This window comes from Citrobacter sp. H12-3-2, assembly GCF_009649895.1.
Taxonomy (GTDB): Bacteria; Pseudomonadota; Gammaproteobacteria; order Enterobacterales; family Enterobacteriaceae; genus Citrobacter; species Citrobacter portucalensis.
In genome coordinates this window covers 2,076,593-2,096,254 of sequence record NZ_CP045837.1, presented here as the reverse complement: position 1 = coordinate 2,096,254, position 19,662 = coordinate 2,076,593, and the positions used below count along the sequence as shown (strand labels likewise).

Genomic DNA, 19,662 nt, shown 5'->3' with positions numbered 1-19,662 from the left:
AAAATAAACATTAAATGCGTTAATGCTCAAGATCATTCCCGTCATGAGTTAAGATAACATTACTTCAACAATTTGATTCGCGATACATGGCCTTAACGACACCACGCATCACGCCAACTAAAAAAATAGCCATCAGGTCCATCGGTGAGGCACTACCTCGTGCACATTATCATCGCTGCCCTGAATGTGACCTGATATTTAGCTTGCCTAAAATGCGTTCGCACCAAAGTGCCTTTTGCCCACGCTGCCAGGCAAAAATTCGTGACGGACGCGACTGGTCGTTAACGCGACTGGCGGCAATGGCTTTCACCATGTTGCTGCTGATGCCCTTTGCCTGGGGAGAGCCACTCCTGCACATCTATTTATTAGGTGTGCGCATTGATGCCAATGTGATGCAAGGCATCTGGCAAATGACCCGACAAGGTGATCCCCTCACCGCCTCCTTCGTGCTTTTTTGCGTCGCTGGTGCGCCACTAATTCTCGTGACCTCAATCGCTTATCTGTGGTTTGGTAATATTCTCGGGATGAACCTGCGCCCGGTGCTGCTGATGCTGGAAAGGCTCAAAGAGTGGGTGATGCTCGATATTTACCTGGTGGGTATCGGCGTCGCATCAATCAAGGTTCAGGACTATGCTTTTTTGCAGCCTGGCGTGGGGCTGTTTGCTTTTATTGCGCTGGTGATCCTCAGTATTTTGACGCTGTCACATCTTAACGTTGAGCAGCTTTGGGACCGTTTCTACCCGCAAAGACCGGCTCGTCGGCCCGATGAAAAGCTCCGCGTCTGCCTCGGCTGCCATTTTACAGGTTATCCGGATGCCCGCGGTCGCTGCCCTCGCTGCCATATCCCGTTGCGCTGGCGCAGAAATCAAAGTATCCAAAAGTGTTGGGCGGCACTGCTGGCCTCGATTGTCCTGCTTTTGCCCGCTAACCTACTGCCCATCTCAATAATTTATGTCAACGGCGGCCGACAGGAAGACACAATCCTGTCAGGCATAATGTCTTTGGCAAACAGTAATGTCGGCGTAGCGGCGATCGTGTTTATCGCCAGTATATTAGTGCCATTCACCAAAGTGATTGTGATGTTTACGTTGCTATTCAGCATCCACTTTAATTGTGAACAAGGGTTGCGCACCCGTATAAAACTACTGCGTATGGTGACCTGGATTGGCCGCTGGTCAATGCTCGATCTCTTTGTTATCGCGTTAACCATGTCGCTGATAAATCGCGATCAGATACTTGCTTTTACTATGGGACCGGCTGCGTTTTATTTCGGCGCAGCGGTAATATTGACTATTCTTGCTGTGGAATGGCTGGACAGCCGCTTACTTTGGGATGCACATGAGTCAGGAAACGCCCGCTTCGCAGACTGAAGCGCAGATTAAAACAAAACGCCGTATCTCCCCGTTCTGGCTGCTGCCGTTCATCGCGCTGATGATCGCAGGATGGCTTATCTGGGGAAGCTATGAAGATCGCGGCAATACCGTGACCATCGACTTTATGTCTGCGGACGGCATTGTGCCAGGCCGTACTCCCGTTCGTTATCAGGGCGTTGAAGTGGGCACGGTGCAGGATATCAACCTCAGCAAAGATCTGCGCAAAATTGAAGTCCGCGTCAGCATCAAATCGAGCATGAAAGATGCTCTGCGCAAAGATACCCAGTTCTGGCTGGTCACGCCGAAGGCGTCGCTGGCTGGGGTTTCTGGTCTGGATGCGTTGGTTGGCGGCAACTATATCGGCATGATGCCCGGTACTGGCGAGGCCGAGGATCATTTCGTCGCCCTGGACACCCAGCCCAAGTATCGTCTGGATAATGGCGATTTAATGCTGCATCTGCGCGCCCCTGATCTCGGATCGCTTAATAGCGGTTCACTGGTTTATTTCCGTAAGATTCCGGTGGGCAGGGTCTATGACTACACCATCAACCCGAACCATCAGGGCGTAACCATCGATGTATTGATTGAACGTCGCTTCACCAATCTGGTGAAAAAAGGCAGCCGCTTCTGGAACGTCTCCGGTGTAAATGCGGATGTCAGCCTTAGCGGTGCGAAGGTAAAACTGGAGAGTCTAGCGGCGCTGGTCAACGGTGCCATTGCTTTTGATTCACCCGAAGACTCAAAACCTGCTGCGGCAGACGACACGTTTGGTCTATATCAGGATCTCGCGCACAGCCAGCGTGGAGTAATCGTCAAGCTTGATTTACCCAGCGGAGATGGACTCAAAGCAGGCTCAACATCGCTGATGTATCAAGGATTAGAAGTCGGTCAGCTCACAAAACTGGATTTAAACCCAGGCGGTAAAGTCACCGGCGAAATGACGGTCGATCCCAGCGTCGTAACGCTGCTGCGTGACAACACACGAATTGAGTTACACAGCCCTAAATTATCGTTAAGCGATGTGAATCTCAGTTCGCTGCTAACAGGTAAAACTTTCGAGCTGGTACCTGGCGAAGGCGAGCCGCGTAACCAGTTTGTCGTTATTCCCGCTGAGAAGTCGTTGTTACACGACCCAGGCGTCATGACGTTTACGCTGACCGCGCCGGAGAGTTACGGTATTGATGCTGGCCAGCCGCTAATTCTTCACGGCGTACAGGTCGGTCAGGTGATTGAGCGTACGCTTTCCAGCAAAGGCGTCTCATTTACCGTTGCTGTTGAACCACAGCATCGTGACCTGGTGCAGGGTGACAGTAAGTTCGTGGTGAACAGCCGCGTGGATGTCAAAGTCGGACTTGATGGCGTGGAGTTCCTTGGCGCCAGCGCCAGTGAGTGGCTCAGCGGCGGCATTCGTATTTTGCCCGGTACTAAGGGTGAAATGAAAAAAAGCTACCCGCTTTACGCTAACCTGGAGAAAGCGATTGAAAACAGTCTGAGCGATCTGCCAACCACTACGGTCAGCCTGAGCGCCGAAACGCTACCTGATGTACAGGCTGGCTCGGTGGTGCTTTACCGCAAATTCGAGGTCGGTGAAGTGATTAGCGTTCGTCCTCGCGCCGATGCGTTTGATATCGATCTGCATATCAAACCGGAATATCGCAACCTGTTGACCAGCAACAGCGTGTTCTGGGCCGAAGGCGGAGCAAAAGTTCAGCTTAACGGCAGCGGATTAACCGTACAGGCATCTCCCCTTTCACGCGCGCTGAAAGGGGCGATTAGCTTCGATAATTTAAGCGGTGCCAGCGCCAGCCAACGTAAAGGCGACAAGCGTATTCTGTATGCTTCGGAAACCGCCGCGCGTGCGGTCGGCGGCCAGATAACGCTGCATGCGTTCGATGCCGGTAAACTCGCTGCAGGCATGCCGATTCGCTACCTGGGAATCGATATCGGACAGATCCAGACGCTTGAGCTGATCACCGCCCGTAACGAAGTTCAGGCAAAAGCGGTTCTGTACCCGGAATACGTGCAGACCTTCGCGCGAAGCGGTACCCGTTTCTCCGTGATCACCCCGCAAATTTCGGCAGCGGGCGTGGAGCATCTGGATACAATCCTGCAGCCGTATATCAACGTTGAACCAGGACGCGGTAATCCGCGCCGTGATTTTGAGCTGCAGGAAGCCACCATTACCGACTCTCGTTACCTCGATGGTCTGAGTATTGTGGTTGAAGCACCAGAAGCAGGTTCGCTGAATATCGGAACCCCGGTGTTGTTCAGAGGTATTGAAGTGGGGACCGTCACCGGGCTGACGCTGGGCTCGCTTTCCGATCGTGTGATGGTTGCCATGCGCATTAGCCAACGCTATCAGCATCTGGTACGTAACAACTCCGTGTTCTGGCTGGCATCCGGCTACAATCTCGACTTCGGCCTGACCGGCGGTGTCGTGAAGACCGGTACCTTCAATCAGTTCATCCGCGGCGGCATCGCCTTCGCGACTCCACCAGGTACACCGCTGGCTCCGAAAGCACAGGCCGGTAAACACTTCCTGTTGCTGGAAAGCGAACCAAAAGAGTGGCGTGAATGGGGAACCGCCCTGCCACGTTAATCTCTCCACTTGCTCCGGCGTACTCGCGCCGGAGCACTTATGCTACACTGCGCACCTGTTTTTTTGCCGGTGGTACCAAGTGGCTTATTTTCCCGACGCCTTTCTGACTCAAATGCGTGAAGCAATGCCTTCCACGCTCTCATTCGATGAATTTCTCGCTGCCTGTCAGCGCCCGTTGCGCCGCAGCATTCGCATCAATACGCTGAAAATCTCCGTTGCCGATTTCCTCGCACTGACAGCACCTTACAACTGGTCTCTCACTCCGGTTCCCTGGTGTGCTGAAGGCTTTTGGATCGAGCGCGATGATGAAGAGTCAGTGCCGCTCGGCAGCACCGCAGAACATTTAAGCGGCCTGTTTTATATTCAGGAAGCCAGTTCAATGCTGCCAGTCGCAGCACTGTTCGCCGAAGGCAATACCCCGGAACGCGTAATGGATGTTGCGGCAGCCCCCGGCTCCAAAACCACGCAAATTGCCGCAAAAATGAATAATCGAGGCGCCATTCTGGCGAATGAGTTTTCTGCCAGTCGCGTCAAAGTCCTGCATGCCAATATCAGCCGTTGCGGGATAGCCAACGTCGCCCTGACCCATTTTGACGGACGCGTATTTGGCGCTGCGTTGCCGGAATCATTTGATGCCATATTGCTCGACGCACCGTGTTCCGGTGAAGGCGTGGTGCGTAAAGACCCCGATGCGCTAAAAAACTGGTCCGTAGAAAGTAATCTGGAAATTGCCGCAACCCAGCGCGAACTGCTCGACAGCGCCTTCCACGCCCTGCGTCCCGGTGGCACATTGGTTTACTCGACCTGTACGCTTAATCGTGACGAAAATGAAAATATCATGCAGTGGTTGATAGAGACCTACCCTGATGCCGTCGAGTTTTTACCTCTGGGCGATTTATTTCCGCAGGCCGAACGCGCCCTGACGCCGGAAGGATTCCTGCATGTATTCCCGCAGATTTACGATTGCGAAGGTTTCTTCGTTGCGCGTTTACGCAAAACAGCTGCAATCCCTGCACTACCTGCGCCGAAGTACAAAGTCGGAAACTTCCCGTTTAGCCCGCTTAAAGGACGCGAATCTGCGCTTGTCACGCAAGCCGCGAGCGCTTGTGGACTGCAGTGGGAAGATAATTTGCGCCTGTGGCAGCGCGATAAAGAGATCTGGCTGTTCCCGGCTGAAATTGAACCTCTGATTGGCAAGGTTCGCTTTTCTCGACTCGGGATCAAACTGGCTGAAACCCACAATAAAGGGTATCGCTGGCAGCATGAGGCCGTTATCGCCCTCGCCGACCCGAACCACAGCCATGCATTCGAACTGACCCTTGCCGAAGCGGAAGAGTGGTATCGCGGTAGAGATGTTTACCCGCAAACCGCACCGACGAGTGACGACGTACTGGTTACGTTCCAGCATCAGCCGATCGGTCTGGCAAAACGCATTGGATCGCGACTGAAGAATAGTTACCCGCGCGATCTTGTCCGGGATGGCAAACTCTTTACGGGATAACGCACGTTTTTACTGGCGCTTTTGCTAACGTTGACTACGCTGAAAAATGGACGGCCTAACTGGTCGTACCACAACCAGCAAATTAACGGAGAGCACGATGATGAAAACCAGTGTGCGCATTGGCGCTTTTGAAATCGACGACGCCGAGTTACATGGCGAATCGCCGGGGGACCGAACGTTAACCATTCCGTGTAAATCCGATCCGGATTTATGTATGCAACTGGATGCCTGGGATGCCGACACCAGCGTCCCGGCCCTGTTGAACGGAGAACATTCAGTACTATTTCGCGAACACTACGATCGTAAGTCAGATGCCTGGATCATGCGCCTTGCCTGATTCAAAAAGAACCCGTCGCCAGACGGGTTATTTCTTGGTTAATTTCCCTCATCTATCAACATCTTCTACACTACAGGTATGGCTTTACCATTTGAGGATGGAATGTTCACGCTGGTTCTTTTTGTGTGCTATCTGGATGGCGGTTGTGAAGATATCGTGGTTGATGTCTACAAAACTGAGCAGCAGTGCCTGATATCGATGGACGATCAACGTATTCGTAACGGCGGATGTTTACCTGCGGACGACTACATCGACAGTTTCTGGCATCCGGCCCAGGAATACAGCGATTTTTGATTATTGCAGTTGTACCAGCGTTAACTCGCCGCCGAATACAGCACCGGTATCAATATAGTGTAGATTCTCGCGATCCAGCCGATGGCGCAACGGCGTGTGGCCAAACCAGAAGTGATCCGCGCCGTGAATCGCACAACCACTGTTCATCAGTCTCGAGCGGTCCCACAGCACGCGCTGTAAATCGATCTCTTTTAGCCACTGATAATCATCATCCGGGTAATCGGCATGAGCAATAACGTGTATACCGTTCTGACAATGCAGCTCCAGAATCCAGGGTAACTGCCAACACGCTTCAAGAGCAAATTTCGCTGCCGGTTGCTCCGCCTGCTCGAACCACGAGCCTCCATTCATAAACCACATGAATTGATCCCCCGTCGCCAGCGCGTCCAGCGCCATCTGTTCATGGTTTCCCCTGACCGCGACAATCCAGCGTTTACGCAGTAGCTTCAGACAACGCAAACTGTCTGGTCCACGGTCGATAACATCCCCCACTGAAACCAGCAAATCCTGCCAGGGATCAAAACGGTACTGGCGAAGTTTAGCCATCAGCATCGAGAAGCAGCCGTGGATATCCCCAACCACCCAAACGTGGCGCCACTGCGTACCGTCGATTCGTTGATAGATATTGCCAGGTCGTCCCATGTCGCCTCCAGAGTACAAGGGTACCTGATTATAATTTTAGCAATGTTGGTAAAAAAGCCTGGACGATCGTGGGCAGGAGTATGGTATGGTTTATGGAGAATGCAGCGTGCAATACGCCGTGTTTTGCCCTGGATGGCATCGCATTCGCCACATAAAAAGAGACCGAATACGATTCCTGTTTACAACTCAAAATGCAATAAGCTATAAACTTCAATAAGTTAGCACCAAAAGCCCTCTATAAAACACCTCCTGATACTTACTATTGCACCCATTCAAGATCAATCAGTTGCTATTGGTTTCGTGGTGTCGTCGGGAAAAGTTCGGGATCGCATTGTTTCAGCGTCTACCCATTTTTAAGAATTCATCAATTCACAAAACCATCATTCCGATTTACCTTGCAAGCTCCTTTTAAATCTTTAACGGTGCGCACCACTTTTTCTTCCTGCCCTAAGCCGTACTGTTCAGGACATGTTTGAAGAGGCTGATATGTGGCTGATTTCAGATTAAACACATTGATTCGTCATACTGCAGAAGTAAAATCCACCACGACTGGCAATCATTCAATACTCGCACTATCGAACGTTCGCCAGTCGGTCCCTGCCATGCTCTTGCATACGGCGTGGTTGCGTCAGCTTTCAGATCCCGGCCCCATCCGGTATATCGGATCCATTGTTTGCTTCTGCCTGCTTCCGGTTCCAGGCGCTGTCTTCTGGCATATCCATACGAACATCGATCCAACTGCAGACCGGGACGTCGATCGGCTCGCCTTTGACTTTTATAATTTCGCCGTCATCAATCATCATGTATTTACGCCTGAACAGGCGGATCGTGATTTCGCCGCTTTCCGTCTCTTCTCCTTCGACAATGCCAAGTTCACCCATACCTCCTGGGTCCATTGGTGGAATCAACTGCCAGCCTTGTGATGCCAGGCCAGACGAACCGGTAAGCACATACACTCCGGTTTCCTGACGTGAAATACTGATACCTTCAGCTTCTTCGTTTGCTGTGCCGCATCCACACCATGCAAAGCCATTTTTATCCACATCCATACGCTGGTTTTCTTCCTGCGATTTGACAATACGGGCGACCGGAGAGGCGGACTTCAAAGTACCGTCACTGGATTTCGTCGTATTTGCCGTCGTGTAAACTTCATGCCAATTGTAGGTCCCGTTCTGTGCATGTGCCGTCTGAATAAATGCCCGGCCATCAGTTGTCCATACAAACCACGTAGTCGATGGGGTGGTGTCAAACTGCAATTGCAAGCCTACACCCTGCCCCTGCGGTTTATTTATTGTACTGCCAGTGTAGCGGCCAAAACCAATTAAGGTTGTATCAGAGAAATTATCTATATGACGCGCTACTGTCATCCCTATAGATTTTGCGTTAAAAAGATTCTCTGAGTTAACGCCAGGCATTAATTTATCTATAGTTGCATTGGCCGTGGCAGCACTTCCGAGGCCTAGAGTTTTTCTCCCCCCTTCTGGGGTCGTTGATCCGAGCCCACCCTGATCTAAAGGAACAGCCCCATTTATTTTTGTGGCCATATTATCGGCCAAGTATTTCCATGACGGGCCGGTGAAGGTAGTGCCGTCTGGCAGCCTTACGGTAATGGTTCCGGTACCGCTGAATACCTGCTGCCAGTTCTGTTTGTCATAATTCAGTCCACGCAGTGCTTCCGCACCCTGAGTCACCAGCGCGGCGGTAACCATATTCAGTGCTACACGCGGGACGGCAGACCAGGCTGCACCTGACTGCGTTGGTCCGGTGAAATTACCCACCAGTGTCAGTGATGTATTGCTATTGACGGTCTTAACCGGGAGAGTGTATGGAATACCACCCACTGTAACAACAATAAAATCTCCGGCTGCCAGCTCTGTAGTAAATGCAGTTCCGCTGCCGGATACAGCAGCAGATTTATTCGTCAGGGTGAGTGTTCCTGCTGACATGGATATCTCCTGAATTCAGATAATAAAAAACCCGCCGGAGCGGGTTATTTTGGGTATGTCATTGAGCGCAATTCGAACGGGTGAAGTTATTTTTATTCACCCATCGCCAGTTAAATGGATAACCGGCCCTGTACTCAGTCTGATTAACAACTTTTCGCACACCGTAAATGTGCACTGACTGGGGCTGTCCACCAAGCACTAACTCAGCCTGACAAACCGGTTTCTGTTTCTCCAGAACAGGTCCTGAACAGGCTGAAAGCACCAAACAGACAATAACTGGAATGATTATTTTTTTCATTTAGACGCCAGAACTAATTATTTAAATAAAAAATAACCAATGGCATTGAATAATTAAAATAGTTTTAATAGATCAATATTCTAAAATTGATCGTTCAAATCGATCAGTTTAATCATATGCAGCTGTGTTTATCGCCGTTATCACAATTCCGCTATTCGTTGTTCCGACAGAGGAACCACTTGCAGTGGTTGAACTTTGCCCCCTAATTCTTGTACCACCAGTGTCGTCATGGCAACCCGTCCCCACATCCACAGACTGAAATATTGGCTGCCCACCGGGTGCCGAACCAGCATGGAGGATGACAGATCCCAGCCCCATCGGATTTACGGCCCATTTGCCTGCCATGTATGTATCAATGTTAAGCCCACCACTTACAGCACCTGGTGAACCAATAGTTGTAAGGTCGCTTAATACCCGGGACTCATTCGTAAGTACCAGTGTCCCTTCGGCATCCCATATAGCCACACCCCAGGCCGGAAGGATAAGCGGATATATGGCAAAAAAATAGGCCTCAAGGACAAAAGCCGATCCCCTGTAATTAGACGCATCAACACTGAACGTATTGCCACTTTTTGAAGCTGATATCTTCGCAGGGGCGCTGGTTCTTGCAAATGCAATCCCTCCCTTCTGACCGTCGATAGTCACGGACGCCGAAGCACTGTTAAAATTCCCCCCAAAAGTTGAGTTGACAGTTACTTTTCGGTAAAGCGTCATTGGTGTGGAATCAGGCGTGATAAAAGGGTTCCCGTTAGGTAATGAAATCAATGCGCCATATTTAGCCATCTACGCAGTCTCCGCAAAAACGATTAACTGCACTTTGACTGCCGGGTAATCATTAATCCCATCACTACCTGAAGGCTGTATTGTTATGGTGTTTCCAGATGCAATAATATTTCTTTTATCTGTGTAACTTATTGTCCCTTTATCCTCCAGAGTACCAACCGCAAAACCGACCTTTAAACCGGGCTCGAGGTTGAACTGGTAGCTTCCCGTTTTCTGACCTAAAGCAAGATCGATGATGCCCACCACGGTTACAGGTTTAATGCCATAGTTATTCGGGACACCGTTAGCGTCCCATGTCTGAATTCCCCATGTCATCAGAATACCCCTGTTAATTTGCCAATCTGCACGCGGAGAACGCCATTGCCATCTTTAACGCTGTAATTCAGATTGGTCATTTTCGTTGCCCCCTCCCCGGCAACAGCCCCATTAATTTCAAACGTTCCGTCTGCTTTCATGATGGTGCCTGTTTTACCCTGAACGTAATTCGATGAGCGTAATTCACCAATTTTTGCCAGAGTGATTTGGCTATACTGAATAAACGCATCGCTGATAAACACCTGACCATTAACAACAGCAAAGGGTGAATATTGCGTATCACCGCTGCCACTCATCAGGACGAACTGATTGGCGTTAAACCCGACTCGGGTGACTACTGGCTTACCCGCTTCCGCCAGCACTGCAATCGACATCCCGGCGTTATACATCACACCGTTAATCCGGACTCCAGTTTTGAGGGTGTAAATCGCAGATGCACCAGTGGCATTAACCACGGCGGTGAGCTTATCTTCCAGTGCAGCAGTCACATTGTTAAACTGCGCCTGCACCTGAGTGGACATTTCAGCCATCGCTTTATCAACATCTGCAATGGTCGTTTTGACCACCAGAATATCCGCGCGCACTTCGCCATACTGCGCCCACTGATGTTCCACCGTTCCATGGTTGGCCAGCGCGTTCTGCAATGCTGCTTCAAGATTGGTATCAATGTCGCCTGTCAGGCGATCACCGTCGGCAGACGTCAGGAAGTCATCGGCAATATCTCCCAGGTAATCGTCAGCATTCGCATTGGATTCGCCACGAACCCAGTCGGTCCAGCCTGATTCATTACCCGTTCTGTCTACCAGCTGCGCGCGATACCAGAATTCCTGCCCCGCCTTCAACCCCAGTTGGGTGTATTCGGCAGACGGATAAGACACATCCGACAGCAAAAGGGGATTTGAGAAATCACTGTTCGCGGTGTACTGAATTTCCGTTTTCAGCGTGTCCCCGGTGTTAGCCGGGAATCCCCAGTTCAGGCGAATCCCCCAGTTGATCGGCGTTGTCGCAAAGCCGACAGGTTTCGGTGGATTTCCCACCTTGCCCGTCAGCGTTTTCTCTTCGGAGTAGCCCCAGCCAGAGGAAATTTCAGCGGCATTAATTGCACGCACACGCACGAGGTAGCGCCCTGCATAAATACCCGGAACATCGAATGACGTGGTGGAGCTGCGCGGCACATTTACCCAGTTGCCGTCATTGCGGCGCCACTGTGCCTCATAGGCGATGGCATTTTGCGCCTGGTCCCAGCTCACACGCATGGTTTCGACGCTGATATTCTGCTGCACCACTGAAAACGAGCTGATCACAATGTTAGCCGGCGGCGACTGGTTACCCGGAGGGATCACACTCACCGGCCGCTGGTCAATGATGGCTCCGGTATCAATACGGGCATATTTATCCGGGTCGTGCCATGCACCGGTAATCGAGAAAGTGCCATCATCGTTATCGGAGACGCTGACAACACGATACTGCTGCGTGTAGAGCTCGTCCGACTCAACCACCCAAACAGCTTCAGCCTGCGGCGTCTCACTGTATGCCGTGGTGACTGTGACTGATTCCCCGTTAACCGCCTGAATGGTCCTGCTCTGCGACGCTCCGGATGGTAGGTTGAGAATAAGGCGATCACCTGCTACCGCATCTGCCACGCGGTCAAGTTTGATAACGCGACCGTTAACGGCGCTGATTCGGCCGCCCATAACTTTGCCGGACAGAAGCTCGTCTGACACGGCGATGATGTATCCCGGCTGCGGAATGTTTCCGTCCAGGCCAACATCAAACGAAACAATGCGATCCTTATTGTTGGTGAGAATACCCCAGCGACCCTTTCGGTTCGCTTCTGATTGCCGGGTACAGCCGATGGCTGTCATTTCCAGCTGATTAAATCCGTACCGGGCAACCAGAGGCTGCTCAAACACTGGCTCCATCGCATCAGCATAGGCGTTACCTGGATCAGACCAGGAAACCAGCGCTGTTGTATAGCGCGTTTTTGTCGTGCTGCTGGAATAGGTAAAGCGTCCGTCGATAACGTTAGCGCGGGTGTAAGCGTAATCCACATCTCTCGGCATATCGGCAAGCGCAACAATCTGATCACCGCCCCAGTACGTCATACCCCGGAATATAGCCGCAAAGTCACGCAGCACAGTGTAAGCGTCATTCCTGTCCTGAACATAGACGTTACAGGTATAGCGTGGCTCTGTCCCGCTTCCACCCTTTCCATCCGGTACCGGCTGATCGCAATACTGCGATACCTGGTACAACGTCCATTTATCGATGTTGGCTGCACTCAGGCGATTACCCAGACCAAACCGGTCAGAAACAACCAGATCGTAAAAAATCCACGCAGGGTTATCCGTCCATGCCCACTTAAACGCACCGGTCCATGTACCGCTATAAGTGCGGGTTTCAGGGTCGTAGGTATCAGGAACGCGGATAACACGGCCGCGGGGCTCGCAGGAGATCTGCGGGATAGAGCCGTTAAACTGGCTTGAATCGAATTCGATGTAGAGTAACGCTGTGTTTGGATATCGTAACTTGGCGTCAATAACCTCAGTGAAGCTCTGCAGCGTCATCGTGTCGCCGATCTTCGCGCTGTTGGCGTCAGAGGTAATCTTACGCAGGCGGATTGTCCAGGTGCTGCCAGCCTGCGGTAAATCGATGCGGTGGCTGCGCTCATAACCAGACGTCGTTTTTCCGGTCACGCTGGTATTGAGTACCGTCTGCCATGCGCCGCCGTCCGTCTGCAAGTCAATCGCATAATTGACCGAGTAACCCACCAGATCGCCGTCGTCCTCCTGTTTGAAAAGCGAGGGCCATTTCAGACGCAGGCGAACTGCTGAAAGCTGCGTATTGGTAAACGTGCGCGTCCACGCTGTAACGCTTGATACCTCAGTTCCTACGCTGATTTCGTTTTCGGTACCGGGGATACCCTGAATATATTTTTGCGCCTGCGTTCCTGCGCGAAACTCCCACGTTACGCCGCTGAAGTTTTGGGAGCCGTCAGCATTTTCCAGCGCCGTTCCGTCCAGGTAGATATCTTTGCCGGTTAGCTGCCCTGCAAACTCCCCTTCGCCAAGCGCAATGAGGATTTTTGCCTTCGCTACAGATTGCAGATCATCAGGCTGTTCGGTAGGGGTTCGTGAACTGGAGCTGCCGCCCTTGCGGCCTTTTATTGCGGTTGCTGTTGCCATATTGCGCCCATAAAAAAAGCCACCCAAAGGTGGCTACTGTCTGAATATCAGGATGTTACAAATCTAAATACCTGGTTATGTTGTGGATTCAGCCCGCCAGCGGTGGGACGCTGGTGAACTCATAACAGGTGGAATGGCTGATTACCTCTGGAAAAAGGAGAAGTAAATGGGTTCGATGTTAGAACTGGAAAAAGAAGTGGCAGAGCTTAAACAAAAGCTGCTTACGCATGAAATTGCAACTGGCCTGATTCTATCGGACATTGTGAAATTACTGGACATTGCCCGGCCAGGCGCACTCGATGCTCTGACTAAAAACTATCAGGCAGGGCAAGCAAAAATCCCAGAATCAGCTGCACGTAATGATCCGCACACAATTGATGCGTTCACGCGCATCCTTAAAGTTTTAGAGGTGGCATCAAAGAAATAATTAAATCGAGCTTTTCATTGAATATTTCTTCATGAGTTTTAGCGGCCTCATTCGGGGCCGCTGTTACCGTTCCACCGAAAACCCCTGCATCACCCTGCGAAATCTTTCCCTCCTTTACTCGCAAACTCCAGCCATTACCGGTGATGGTCGAATGAATAGCGCCACCTGGCCGTAGTGCGTTCTGAATGGCGGAATTGACGATTGCCGGGTTATGCAGCTCTGCTATCTCCACCTGCAGGCTCGCGATGGTTGCCTCAAGCATGCTCATGCGCTCTTCTAAAGTCATAGTTTTCTCCTGCCTCTCAGCTAATAAGTTAATTAATTTACTGTTGATCTTCGACATAAATTCCGGCAGAAATAATCGCCCCACCAATACGCCTGCGTCCGTATAGAAGCGGAACTGGATTACCCTGAGCAGCAGTGTTAGTTACACCACCGAATGCATACGATGCCCGATTTTCGGCATCCTGTTTGCTGGCAAGTCCTGCTGGCTGTGGCGAAAGCATTTGAACAACACCACCAAGCATCATTGCAGCGCCTATTTTCATAGCGGCAGGACCCCAAGCTGCACCGCCCCATGCTTGGCCGATAGTAGCCCCCAAAGCACCAACAACAACAAGTACAGCCCCTAAAACTGTTTGAAGTAGGCCTGCCTTTTTACTGCCAATTACAACAGGGATAATTCTTATCACCTCTCCTGTAACTGGAAAACCTAAATCATCTTTTCCTATATTTCTTTTCCCTTTAAATACAGCATACGTTAGACCACGATTTTTACTCGTATTTAAATATTGTTCAAATCCACAAATTGTTTTTGATAATGCATTGATAGCCTCTGCTGTTGTTCGTATTAGTCTGTCATGGGTTCTACCAAATACTTTACCTAACGCGCCACCCAGTTCAATTCTAGTCATTATTTCTTGCATATTTACTCCAATAAAAAAGCCACTAACGTGGCTTTGACAAACAGAAATAAATTAAATGCATGATCGCGCTATTTTTCCCCACGGGTCACCGATACCTTTATTTGCAGCATAGACTTTCACATCGGCCCCTCCCTCAGTGTCATCTTGAATAATAGCCATCGAAAGAACACCAAATAAATCATCAGCGGCTGATATTCTATATCCAGTTTCAGTTTCTATACTTGTAGCCTGTGGATGCAGTTCTTGCCACTTAGGGGACATGCATTTGTTGAGTTGTGCAGCACTCTTTGAGGTATGACCAGAATAAATAGGCTGTCCTTCCTGTAAGGAAGATGCACTACAACCAAATAAACCCAGTAATGAAATCAATAATATGTTTTTTTTCATATCCCTATCCCCTTTTGATAATGCAAAAGATTAGCACAGAGACTTATGCCGTAGAACCTTCATCGTCCGTTCCTGCCAGTATCCCCCATACGGCACACGCTGACTCAAATGGCCATAAAGATGGTGGAGTAACATATTACCTTCGAGCAAGATCCCGGCATGGTTCCACTTATTAGCCTGGACCTGCATGATCACCATGTCACCTGGCTGCGGCGCACCACTGAATTCACGGAATCCGCATTCATACCAGCAATCGTGGTAGAAGTTTTCGGGATAACTGTCTTCCCACCAGGGATAATCCACGCGGTAATCCGTCAGCTCAATGCCGTGCGTTTGCCGGAAATAGCTCATCACCAGCCCCCAACAATCGAAGTGACCGAGCACAAACGGGCGCTCCAGTAGCGGCAGCTCGCCCCGCGGCTGAATGGTGCGTAAATCCCCTTCTGGCCAACTGACGATATGCCACGGAAGCAGTGTAGCGTCGCACTGAGCCTTATCCAGTTCGCTCGCCTGCGTCGTGGCATCCGGGTGGCTGTGGACAATGGCAATCACTGTTCCCCAGTCTTCGGCAGCGGCGTAATCTTCCGGCGACAGGTGGAAATGCTCTGTCGGATCGGTTGCCAGATTACGGCAGGGAATGTACCGCTGCACCCTGCTTTTTTGCACCACTACGCCGCAGCATTCACGCGGATATTCAGCAGCAGCATGCGCCATAATGGCGTCGATAATTTTCTGACGCATATCAGCTCCTGATCAGGGATGTGCCAGGGAAGCCACCGAACGGCAACTCGTTCCCCTCGCCATGCCTCAACTTGCACGCAGTGAGCGTACCGGGACATTCATCGAGTGACGGATCGTTAACCGGGTTGTTGTGCTTGTCGAAATAACGCGTTCCGGCATAGTCACATCCATCACCTGAGCGATATTTATTCCGGATGCACCAGGTACACAGGGAATGAAGCTGTCGCGTCGGGATCATTTGCCCCTGCAGGTCCATCGGGCTGGACAGAACAAATTCAACGGTTTCACCGGCAAGCTCGCCCGTTTTCCCGTCGATATACCAGACCTGCAGCTTTTCCTGAGTCGGGTCTGCTGTGGGGTTGCCGTCTGCGAAATTTATGGCATCGAGATATTTCTCTTTTGTGTCGTGAATAGTGACTTTCGCCTGCAGCAGATCGTCATACGCAAGACACAGGGAAGAAATGGAGCTTTCGATGTTCGCAACCGTCAGGGATGGCGTTGCATTGCTCCCACTGGTTGATTTCTCCAGACCTTCCAGTTGATATGGCCAGGCGGCATATTCATTTCCCTGCCACCAGATTGGTTTCGCCGGAAGCTTGGACTCATCCCCACCAGCGGCGATGATTTCCGCTTCTGTGTGGGGAATGCTGTAATTGTGAAAGCGGAGGACGTCTGTCAGACCAAAGGAAGAACCGTCCACCTCAATCAGACGAACATCGTTTCCGGATTCCAGCTTCTGATAATCTGCGTTTAAGCTCATGGTGCAAACGCCTGTTCAAAGGTGGCTGATACGGTTTCCACCGTTTTACTTTTGGTGACGCGCTGCAGGCTGTCTGCCTCAACACGCCACAGCGCAAGATCACCGCCTGGTGGGGTAAACGAAAATGATTTCGTCTTATGGCGCCGCAGGAAAGCATAAATATCCCGGACGGTTTGCGGTTCGCCGGTAAATGAAAACTCATAACTGAGCGTTTCATCATTCATCCCGGCACCTGACACCTGCTTATAGCCATCACCAAACTGCGCCGTACGGACGGTATCCTTACTTTTCAGGGTCGGCTGGCTGGATGCTTTAATCCGCCATGCAAAATGCTCGATCGCCATTACTTACCTCTGTTTTGTTGCATTCCAGATGATGCCACCGGGCCGGACTTCTCTGGTGATACCTTCCCTGATGGAACTGTTGATCACCTGCTGATAGGCTTTCCCCAGCGCATCGCCGTTTCCTTTCTGCTGACCGGAATCTCCCTGGCCTGTTGTAACCGAAACCGGTGCATACACGCTGACACCAAAAGGAGAAGCAACGCCACCGCCACTCCCCCCGACCAGACCACCAGTCGCATAACCGCGCATCATGCGATAAAGGTTGCCGACACCTATTCGGTTGGTGGCCTCCTGCGTAAAGACAAACTCGCCACGGTGCACCACACCTGCTGGCTCATACTTACCACCAGAGCCGGTGTATCCACCTGTGGCATAGCCGAGCCAGGAGGTTGCCGAATCGACAAGCCCAACCATGGCCTGTTTCATCAGGATTTGCGTCAACATCGACAGCGTCGAGCGGGTAAAATCAGCCCAGTTTCCTTTGCCGGTTGTCAGCATATCGGCCATGTTCTGACTGATGCCGTCAAACGTAGCGGCAGCGGCAGACTTCATTGAACCATACGCATCATTGGCAGAGTCGGCGTAGTCAGCCCAGGCTGATTTTGCCCCCGCTTTCCAGTCGTCCCGCAACTCATCCTGCGCGGCGTAGTACTCCTTGAGCGCGCCCAGCTCATTCTGATAGCCCTGATCCGCATCTGTGCCACCGGCATTCATCCAGCCCTGCCGAAGCTGAGCCTCTTCATTTTGCCGCTGCGCACCGCGGCTGCTCATGCTGCCACCTGCCACCAGTGCTTTGGTTTTCTCACCAATCTGGGTAACGTATTTCTGCGAGCTATCCTGCAGGCGGTTCAACCGTTCCTGGGCAACAATCTGATCGCCAAGTCGGGCATTCACCTCCGCCCGCGCCAGCACCTCATCTTTGTTCGCCAGCACCGACTTTTCATCAGCGGTCAGCGCGCGCTTTTTAGCGGCCTCTTCCAGTACAGAAAAGCGGGATTGCTGTTTCCACAGTTCCTGCCGCTGCTGGCTGATGGTATCCGTGATGCTCTTATGCTCCTCTAGCGTGCGTAGCTGCGCTTCCAGCTCCAGCGTCTGCGCGCTGGCTGTATCGATACTTTTCACGCCTGCTGGCGTTTTCACCGCTGACGGCTTTTTAGGTTTCTTCAGCGAGTCGTCGTATTCTTTTTTGGCGGCTTCAAGGTTGATGTTGTAGTCCGCCTGGAGGATCCGCCCATCCTTCAGCGCCTTATTCAGTTCGTTCTGGCGATCGGTGTATTTCTCCAGCGCACTTTGCGTCTTTGCATAATTCGACTGCGCCTGCGCGGCATACTTCTGGCGGTCAGATTCAATCACCGCCTCGCGCGCGGCGTTATCCTCAGTTGCCTTTGCCACACTGGCCTGCTGTTGCGCCATTTCCAGTGCAAGGCGGGCAGATTCCCGATCGTTCCAGTAGCTGGCGCGCGCATCATCGTTGACATAACCATCACCTTTACGCAGATTCCAGATTTCATCCGCCCGCTTAAAGGCCGCTTCCGCTTTGGCAACCATCTCCTGCGTGGTGTCAGGCCGCCCGATATCGAGCGCCGCATCCCACATCGATTTAAAGGCACGCTTCAGGCTGTCGGCAGCAGACTCAATCGACCCCATATTGTCGCGCAGGCTCTTTGTCTGCTCACGAAAACCGTTCGTCGCCGCATCATTAGCGGCCTGCAGTGCCCCGGCTTCATCCCCGGCACGCTGCAGCTGCGCCACATAAGCAATCTGTTCCGCTGTGACGTTGTGGAACTGCTGCGCCATGGCAATCAGACCAGAGGTCGGATCGTTCGTCAGTTTGCCGAATGCCGCCGCCACCTTATCGACCGGCACACCCGACGCATCGGTAAATTTCGCTACCGCCTGACTCATCTCATCGAACCGGGCACCGGCACGCACTCCGGCGTTGACCAGCTCCGTCAGCGCGCTGCTGGTCTGGTTAAACGTGAGTCCCGCCTGCTCGCCGGATTTCGCCAGCACCAGCATGCGGTTTGAGGTCAGCCCGGCAGTGTTACCGGACAGGACCAGCGTTTTGTTGAAATCAGACAGCGTGGACGAGCCCTGATACCAGGCGTAAAACACCGCGCCAGTGGCGGCCGCCAGCGCGCCAACACCTACCATCACCGGCGATATGGTGCCCAGCAGCGCCCGAAAGGTCGGAATGATACCGCCGAAGGAGTCTTTCACCTGACCGCCCTGCTGCAGCAGGATAAGCCACGGACTCTGTCCACCGGCCAGTTGGGTGGCGATATCCGTAAACTGCGCAGGCAGCATACGCATCGCCGCGTTGTACTGTCCTACAGAAATGCCGGCCTTCTTCGCGGCGCTCTCCTGGCGGGTAAATGACTGCTGCACCTTCAGCGCCGAGTCATTCGCTGCGTCACCCGTCTGCTTAAACTGCCTTTTTACATACTCCATCTGCTCGTTGAACTTTGACGAATTAACGTCAAGGTTAACGACCAGGTCACCCACTGCCGTCTGGGCCATAGCGAACACCTCCTGAAATGCCCTCGGCCTTTGCCATCAGCACAGCGTCACCAGGTTCATCATCGGCAATATCCTCCGCAGAAGGTGAAAGCAGGCTGAAGCTGGCAGGGGTTGATGTGGTTTTGGGGTCAAGCGCGGTAATGACGATATGCATCAGCGAGGAAAAATGTGCATCCAGTTGCACATCATTAAAAAAATTGTCCTGGTAGAACGTTCGCCAGTCGGCGTATTCCGTTGACGACATACCAGCAAGCATGGCGCGCCAGTCCGGGCGGCGAAATTCA

20 protein-coding genes are annotated in these 19,662 nt (G+C 51.9%); 6 read left to right on the top strand and 14 right to left on the bottom strand.

Annotated features, from left to right (window positions below; all coding sequences use genetic code 11):
• Positions 1-86: 86 nt before the first annotated feature.
• The 5 genes from yebS (at position 87) to GHC22_RS10035 (ending at position 6,104) form a co-directional block, all read left to right on the top strand.
• Entirely contained in the window at positions 87-1,370 is a 1,284-nt protein-coding gene (yebS, locus tag GHC22_RS10055) for a membrane integrity lipid transport subunit YebS (protein WP_048216185.1), read from the top strand.
• A complete protein-coding gene (locus tag GHC22_RS10050; RefSeq protein ID WP_063940870.1) occupies positions 1,339-3,972 on the top strand; it encodes a PqiB family protein in 2,634 nt (877 codons plus the stop codon). The genes yebS and GHC22_RS10050 overlap by 32 nt, the downstream gene beginning before the upstream one ends.
• A 112-nt stretch (positions 3,973-4,084) precedes the next feature.
• Positions 4,085-5,473 (top strand): 16S rRNA (cytosine(1407)-C(5))-methyltransferase RsmF, encoded by a 1,389-nt coding sequence (gene rsmF / locus GHC22_RS10045; protein ID WP_255448297.1) that lies wholly within the window; start codon positions 4,085-4,087, stop codon positions 5,471-5,473.
• A 100-nt stretch (positions 5,474-5,573) separates the two neighbouring features.
• Positions 5,574-5,810, top strand: coding sequence for a YebV family protein (locus GHC22_RS10040; protein WP_029139506.1), 237 nt, complete (start codon positions 5,574-5,576; stop codon positions 5,808-5,810).
• A gap of 102 nt (positions 5,811-5,912) precedes the next feature.
• Positions 5,913-6,104, top strand: a complete 192-nt coding sequence (locus GHC22_RS10035) for a YebW family protein (RefSeq protein WP_003034941.1) — start codon at positions 5,913-5,915, stop codon at positions 6,102-6,104.
• On the opposite strand, the gene pphA is transcribed toward GHC22_RS10035, so the two are convergent.
• The 6 genes from pphA to GHC22_RS10005 all read right to left on the bottom strand — a co-directional run bounded on the left by pphA (position 6,105) and on the right by GHC22_RS10005 (position 13,273).
• Complete coding sequence (gene pphA / locus GHC22_RS10030) at positions 6,105-6,746, bottom strand: protein-serine/threonine phosphatase (RefSeq protein WP_048235214.1); 642 nt, start codon at positions 6,744-6,746, stop codon at positions 6,105-6,107.
• 635 nt (positions 6,747-7,381) lie between these two features.
• A complete protein-coding gene (locus GHC22_RS24660; RefSeq protein ID WP_228553249.1) occupies positions 7,382-8,692 on the bottom strand; it encodes a phage tail protein in 1,311 nt (436 codons plus the stop codon).
• Between the two features lie 58 nt (positions 8,693-8,750).
• Positions 8,751-8,990: a cor protein gene (locus tag GHC22_RS10020; protein WP_153752836.1), complete on the bottom strand. Its 240-nt coding sequence runs from the start codon at positions 8,988-8,990 to the stop codon at positions 8,751-8,753.
• A gap of 108 nt (positions 8,991-9,098) precedes the next feature.
• Positions 9,099-9,773 (bottom strand): hypothetical protein, encoded by a 675-nt coding sequence (locus GHC22_RS10015; protein WP_153752835.1) that lies wholly within the window; start codon positions 9,771-9,773, stop codon positions 9,099-9,101.
• On the bottom strand, positions 9,774-10,088 hold the full coding sequence (locus GHC22_RS10010; protein WP_044700331.1) for a hypothetical protein: 315 nt from the start codon (positions 10,086-10,088) through the stop codon (positions 9,774-9,776).
• A complete protein-coding gene (locus GHC22_RS10005) occupies positions 10,088-13,273 on the bottom strand; it encodes a host specificity protein J (RefSeq protein ID WP_153752834.1) in 3,186 nt (1,061 codons plus the stop codon). Before GHC22_RS10005 ends, GHC22_RS10010 begins: the two co-directional genes overlap by 1 nt.
• 166 nt (positions 13,274-13,439) lie before the next feature.
• Between GHC22_RS10005 and GHC22_RS10000 the strand changes: the two genes are divergently transcribed.
• Entirely contained in the window at positions 13,440-13,700 is a 261-nt protein-coding gene (locus tag GHC22_RS10000) for a hypothetical protein (protein ID WP_008323354.1), read from the top strand.
• Here the strand turns inward: GHC22_RS10000 and GHC22_RS09995 are convergent.
• Genes GHC22_RS09995 through GHC22_RS09960 form a run of 8 tightly spaced genes read right to left on the bottom strand, consistent with a single transcriptional unit; the run spans position 13,669 to position 19,634 of the window.
• Positions 13,669-13,986, bottom strand: a complete 318-nt coding sequence (locus GHC22_RS09995; protein WP_008323352.1) for a hypothetical protein — start codon at positions 13,984-13,986, stop codon at positions 13,669-13,671. The genes GHC22_RS10000 and GHC22_RS09995 overlap by 32 nt on opposite strands.
• 37 nt (positions 13,987-14,023) lie before the next feature.
• A complete protein-coding gene (locus GHC22_RS09990; RefSeq protein ID WP_032941793.1) occupies positions 14,024-14,626 on the bottom strand; it encodes a tail assembly protein in 603 nt (200 codons plus the stop codon).
• A gap of 51 nt (positions 14,627-14,677) precedes the next feature.
• Positions 14,678-15,013, bottom strand: a complete 336-nt coding sequence (locus GHC22_RS09985; protein WP_008784485.1) for a hypothetical protein — start codon at positions 15,011-15,013, stop codon at positions 14,678-14,680.
• A gap of 30 nt (positions 15,014-15,043) precedes the next feature.
• Positions 15,044-15,754, bottom strand: a complete 711-nt coding sequence (locus GHC22_RS09980) for a C40 family peptidase (protein ID WP_088902111.1) — start codon at positions 15,752-15,754, stop codon at positions 15,044-15,046.
• A 1-nt stretch (position 15,755) separates the two neighbouring features.
• The gene (locus tag GHC22_RS09975; RefSeq protein ID WP_153752833.1) at positions 15,756-16,514 is read right to left on the bottom strand and encodes a phage minor tail protein L; all 759 of its coding nucleotides are present in this window, start codon (positions 16,512-16,514) and stop codon (positions 15,756-15,758) included.
• Positions 16,511-16,858, bottom strand: a complete 348-nt coding sequence (locus GHC22_RS09970) for a phage tail protein (protein ID WP_008322439.1) — start codon at positions 16,856-16,858, stop codon at positions 16,511-16,513. Before GHC22_RS09970 ends, GHC22_RS09975 begins: the two co-directional genes overlap by 4 nt.
• A gap of 3 nt (positions 16,859-16,861) precedes the next feature.
• Entirely contained in the window at positions 16,862-19,378 is a 2,517-nt protein-coding gene (locus GHC22_RS09965) for a phage tail tape measure protein (RefSeq protein ID WP_048231671.1), read from the bottom strand.
• Positions 19,356-19,634 carry a phage tail assembly protein T gene (locus GHC22_RS09960; RefSeq protein WP_008322441.1) on the bottom strand — a complete coding sequence of 93 codons (279 nt, stop codon included), beginning with the start codon at positions 19,632-19,634 and terminating at the stop codon, positions 19,356-19,358. Before GHC22_RS09960 ends, GHC22_RS09965 begins: the two co-directional genes overlap by 23 nt.
• Positions 19,635-19,662: the final 28 nt, after the last annotated feature.

Bases quoted from the DNA above. Each gene is read 5' to 3' on its own strand.
- yebS (WP_048216185.1), top strand. From the start codon at position 87: ATGGCCTTAACGACACCACGCATCACGCCAACTAAAAAAATAGCCATC.
- GHC22_RS10050 (WP_063940870.1), top strand. From the start codon at position 1,339: ATGAGTCAGGAAACGCCCGCTTCGCAGACTGAAGCGCAGATTAAAACA.
- rsmF (WP_255448297.1), top strand. From the start codon at position 4,085: ATGCGTGAAGCAATGCCTTCCACGCTCTCATTCGATGAATTTCTCGCT.
- GHC22_RS10040 (WP_029139506.1), top strand. From the start codon at position 5,574: ATGAAAACCAGTGTGCGCATTGGCGCTTTTGAAATCGACGACGCCGAG.
- GHC22_RS10035 (WP_003034941.1), top strand. From the start codon at position 5,913: ATGTTCACGCTGGTTCTTTTTGTGTGCTATCTGGATGGCGGTTGTGAA.
- pphA (WP_048235214.1), bottom strand. From the start codon at position 6,746: ATGGGACGACCTGGCAATATCTATCAACGAATCGACGGTACGCAGTGG.
- GHC22_RS24660 (WP_228553249.1), bottom strand. From the start codon at position 8,692: ATGTCAGCAGGAACACTCACCCTGACGAATAAATCTGCTGCTGTATCC.
- GHC22_RS10020 (WP_153752836.1), bottom strand. From the start codon at position 8,990: ATGAAAAAAATAATCATTCCAGTTATTGTCTGTTTGGTGCTTTCAGCC.
- GHC22_RS10015 (WP_153752835.1), bottom strand. From the start codon at position 9,773: ATGGCTAAATATGGCGCATTGATTTCATTACCTAACGGGAACCCTTTT.
- GHC22_RS10010 (WP_044700331.1), bottom strand. From the start codon at position 10,088: ATGACATGGGGAATTCAGACATGGGACGCTAACGGTGTCCCGAATAAC.
- GHC22_RS10005 (WP_153752834.1), bottom strand. From the start codon at position 13,273: ATGGCAACAGCAACCGCAATAAAAGGCCGCAAGGGCGGCAGCTCCAGT.
- GHC22_RS10000 (WP_008323354.1), top strand. From the start codon at position 13,440: ATGGGTTCGATGTTAGAACTGGAAAAAGAAGTGGCAGAGCTTAAACAA.
- GHC22_RS09995 (WP_008323352.1), bottom strand. From the start codon at position 13,986: ATGACTTTAGAAGAGCGCATGAGCATGCTTGAGGCAACCATCGCGAGC.
- GHC22_RS09990 (WP_032941793.1), bottom strand. From the start codon at position 14,626: ATGCAAGAAATAATGACTAGAATTGAACTGGGTGGCGCGTTAGGTAAA.
- GHC22_RS09985 (WP_008784485.1), bottom strand. From the start codon at position 15,013: ATGAAAAAAAACATATTATTGATTTCATTACTGGGTTTATTTGGTTGT.
- GHC22_RS09980 (WP_088902111.1), bottom strand. From the start codon at position 15,754: ATGCGTCAGAAAATTATCGACGCCATTATGGCGCATGCTGCTGCTGAA.
- GHC22_RS09975 (WP_153752833.1), bottom strand. From the start codon at position 16,514: ATGAGCTTAAACGCAGATTATCAGAAGCTGGAATCCGGAAACGATGTT.
- GHC22_RS09970 (WP_008322439.1), bottom strand. From the start codon at position 16,858: ATGGCGATCGAGCATTTTGCATGGCGGATTAAAGCATCCAGCCAGCCG.
- GHC22_RS09965 (WP_048231671.1), bottom strand. From the start codon at position 19,378: ATGGCCCAGACGGCAGTGGGTGACCTGGTCGTTAACCTTGACGTTAAT.
- GHC22_RS09960 (WP_008322441.1), bottom strand. From the start codon at position 19,634: ATGCTTGCTGGTATGTCGTCAACGGAATACGCCGACTGGCGAACGTTC.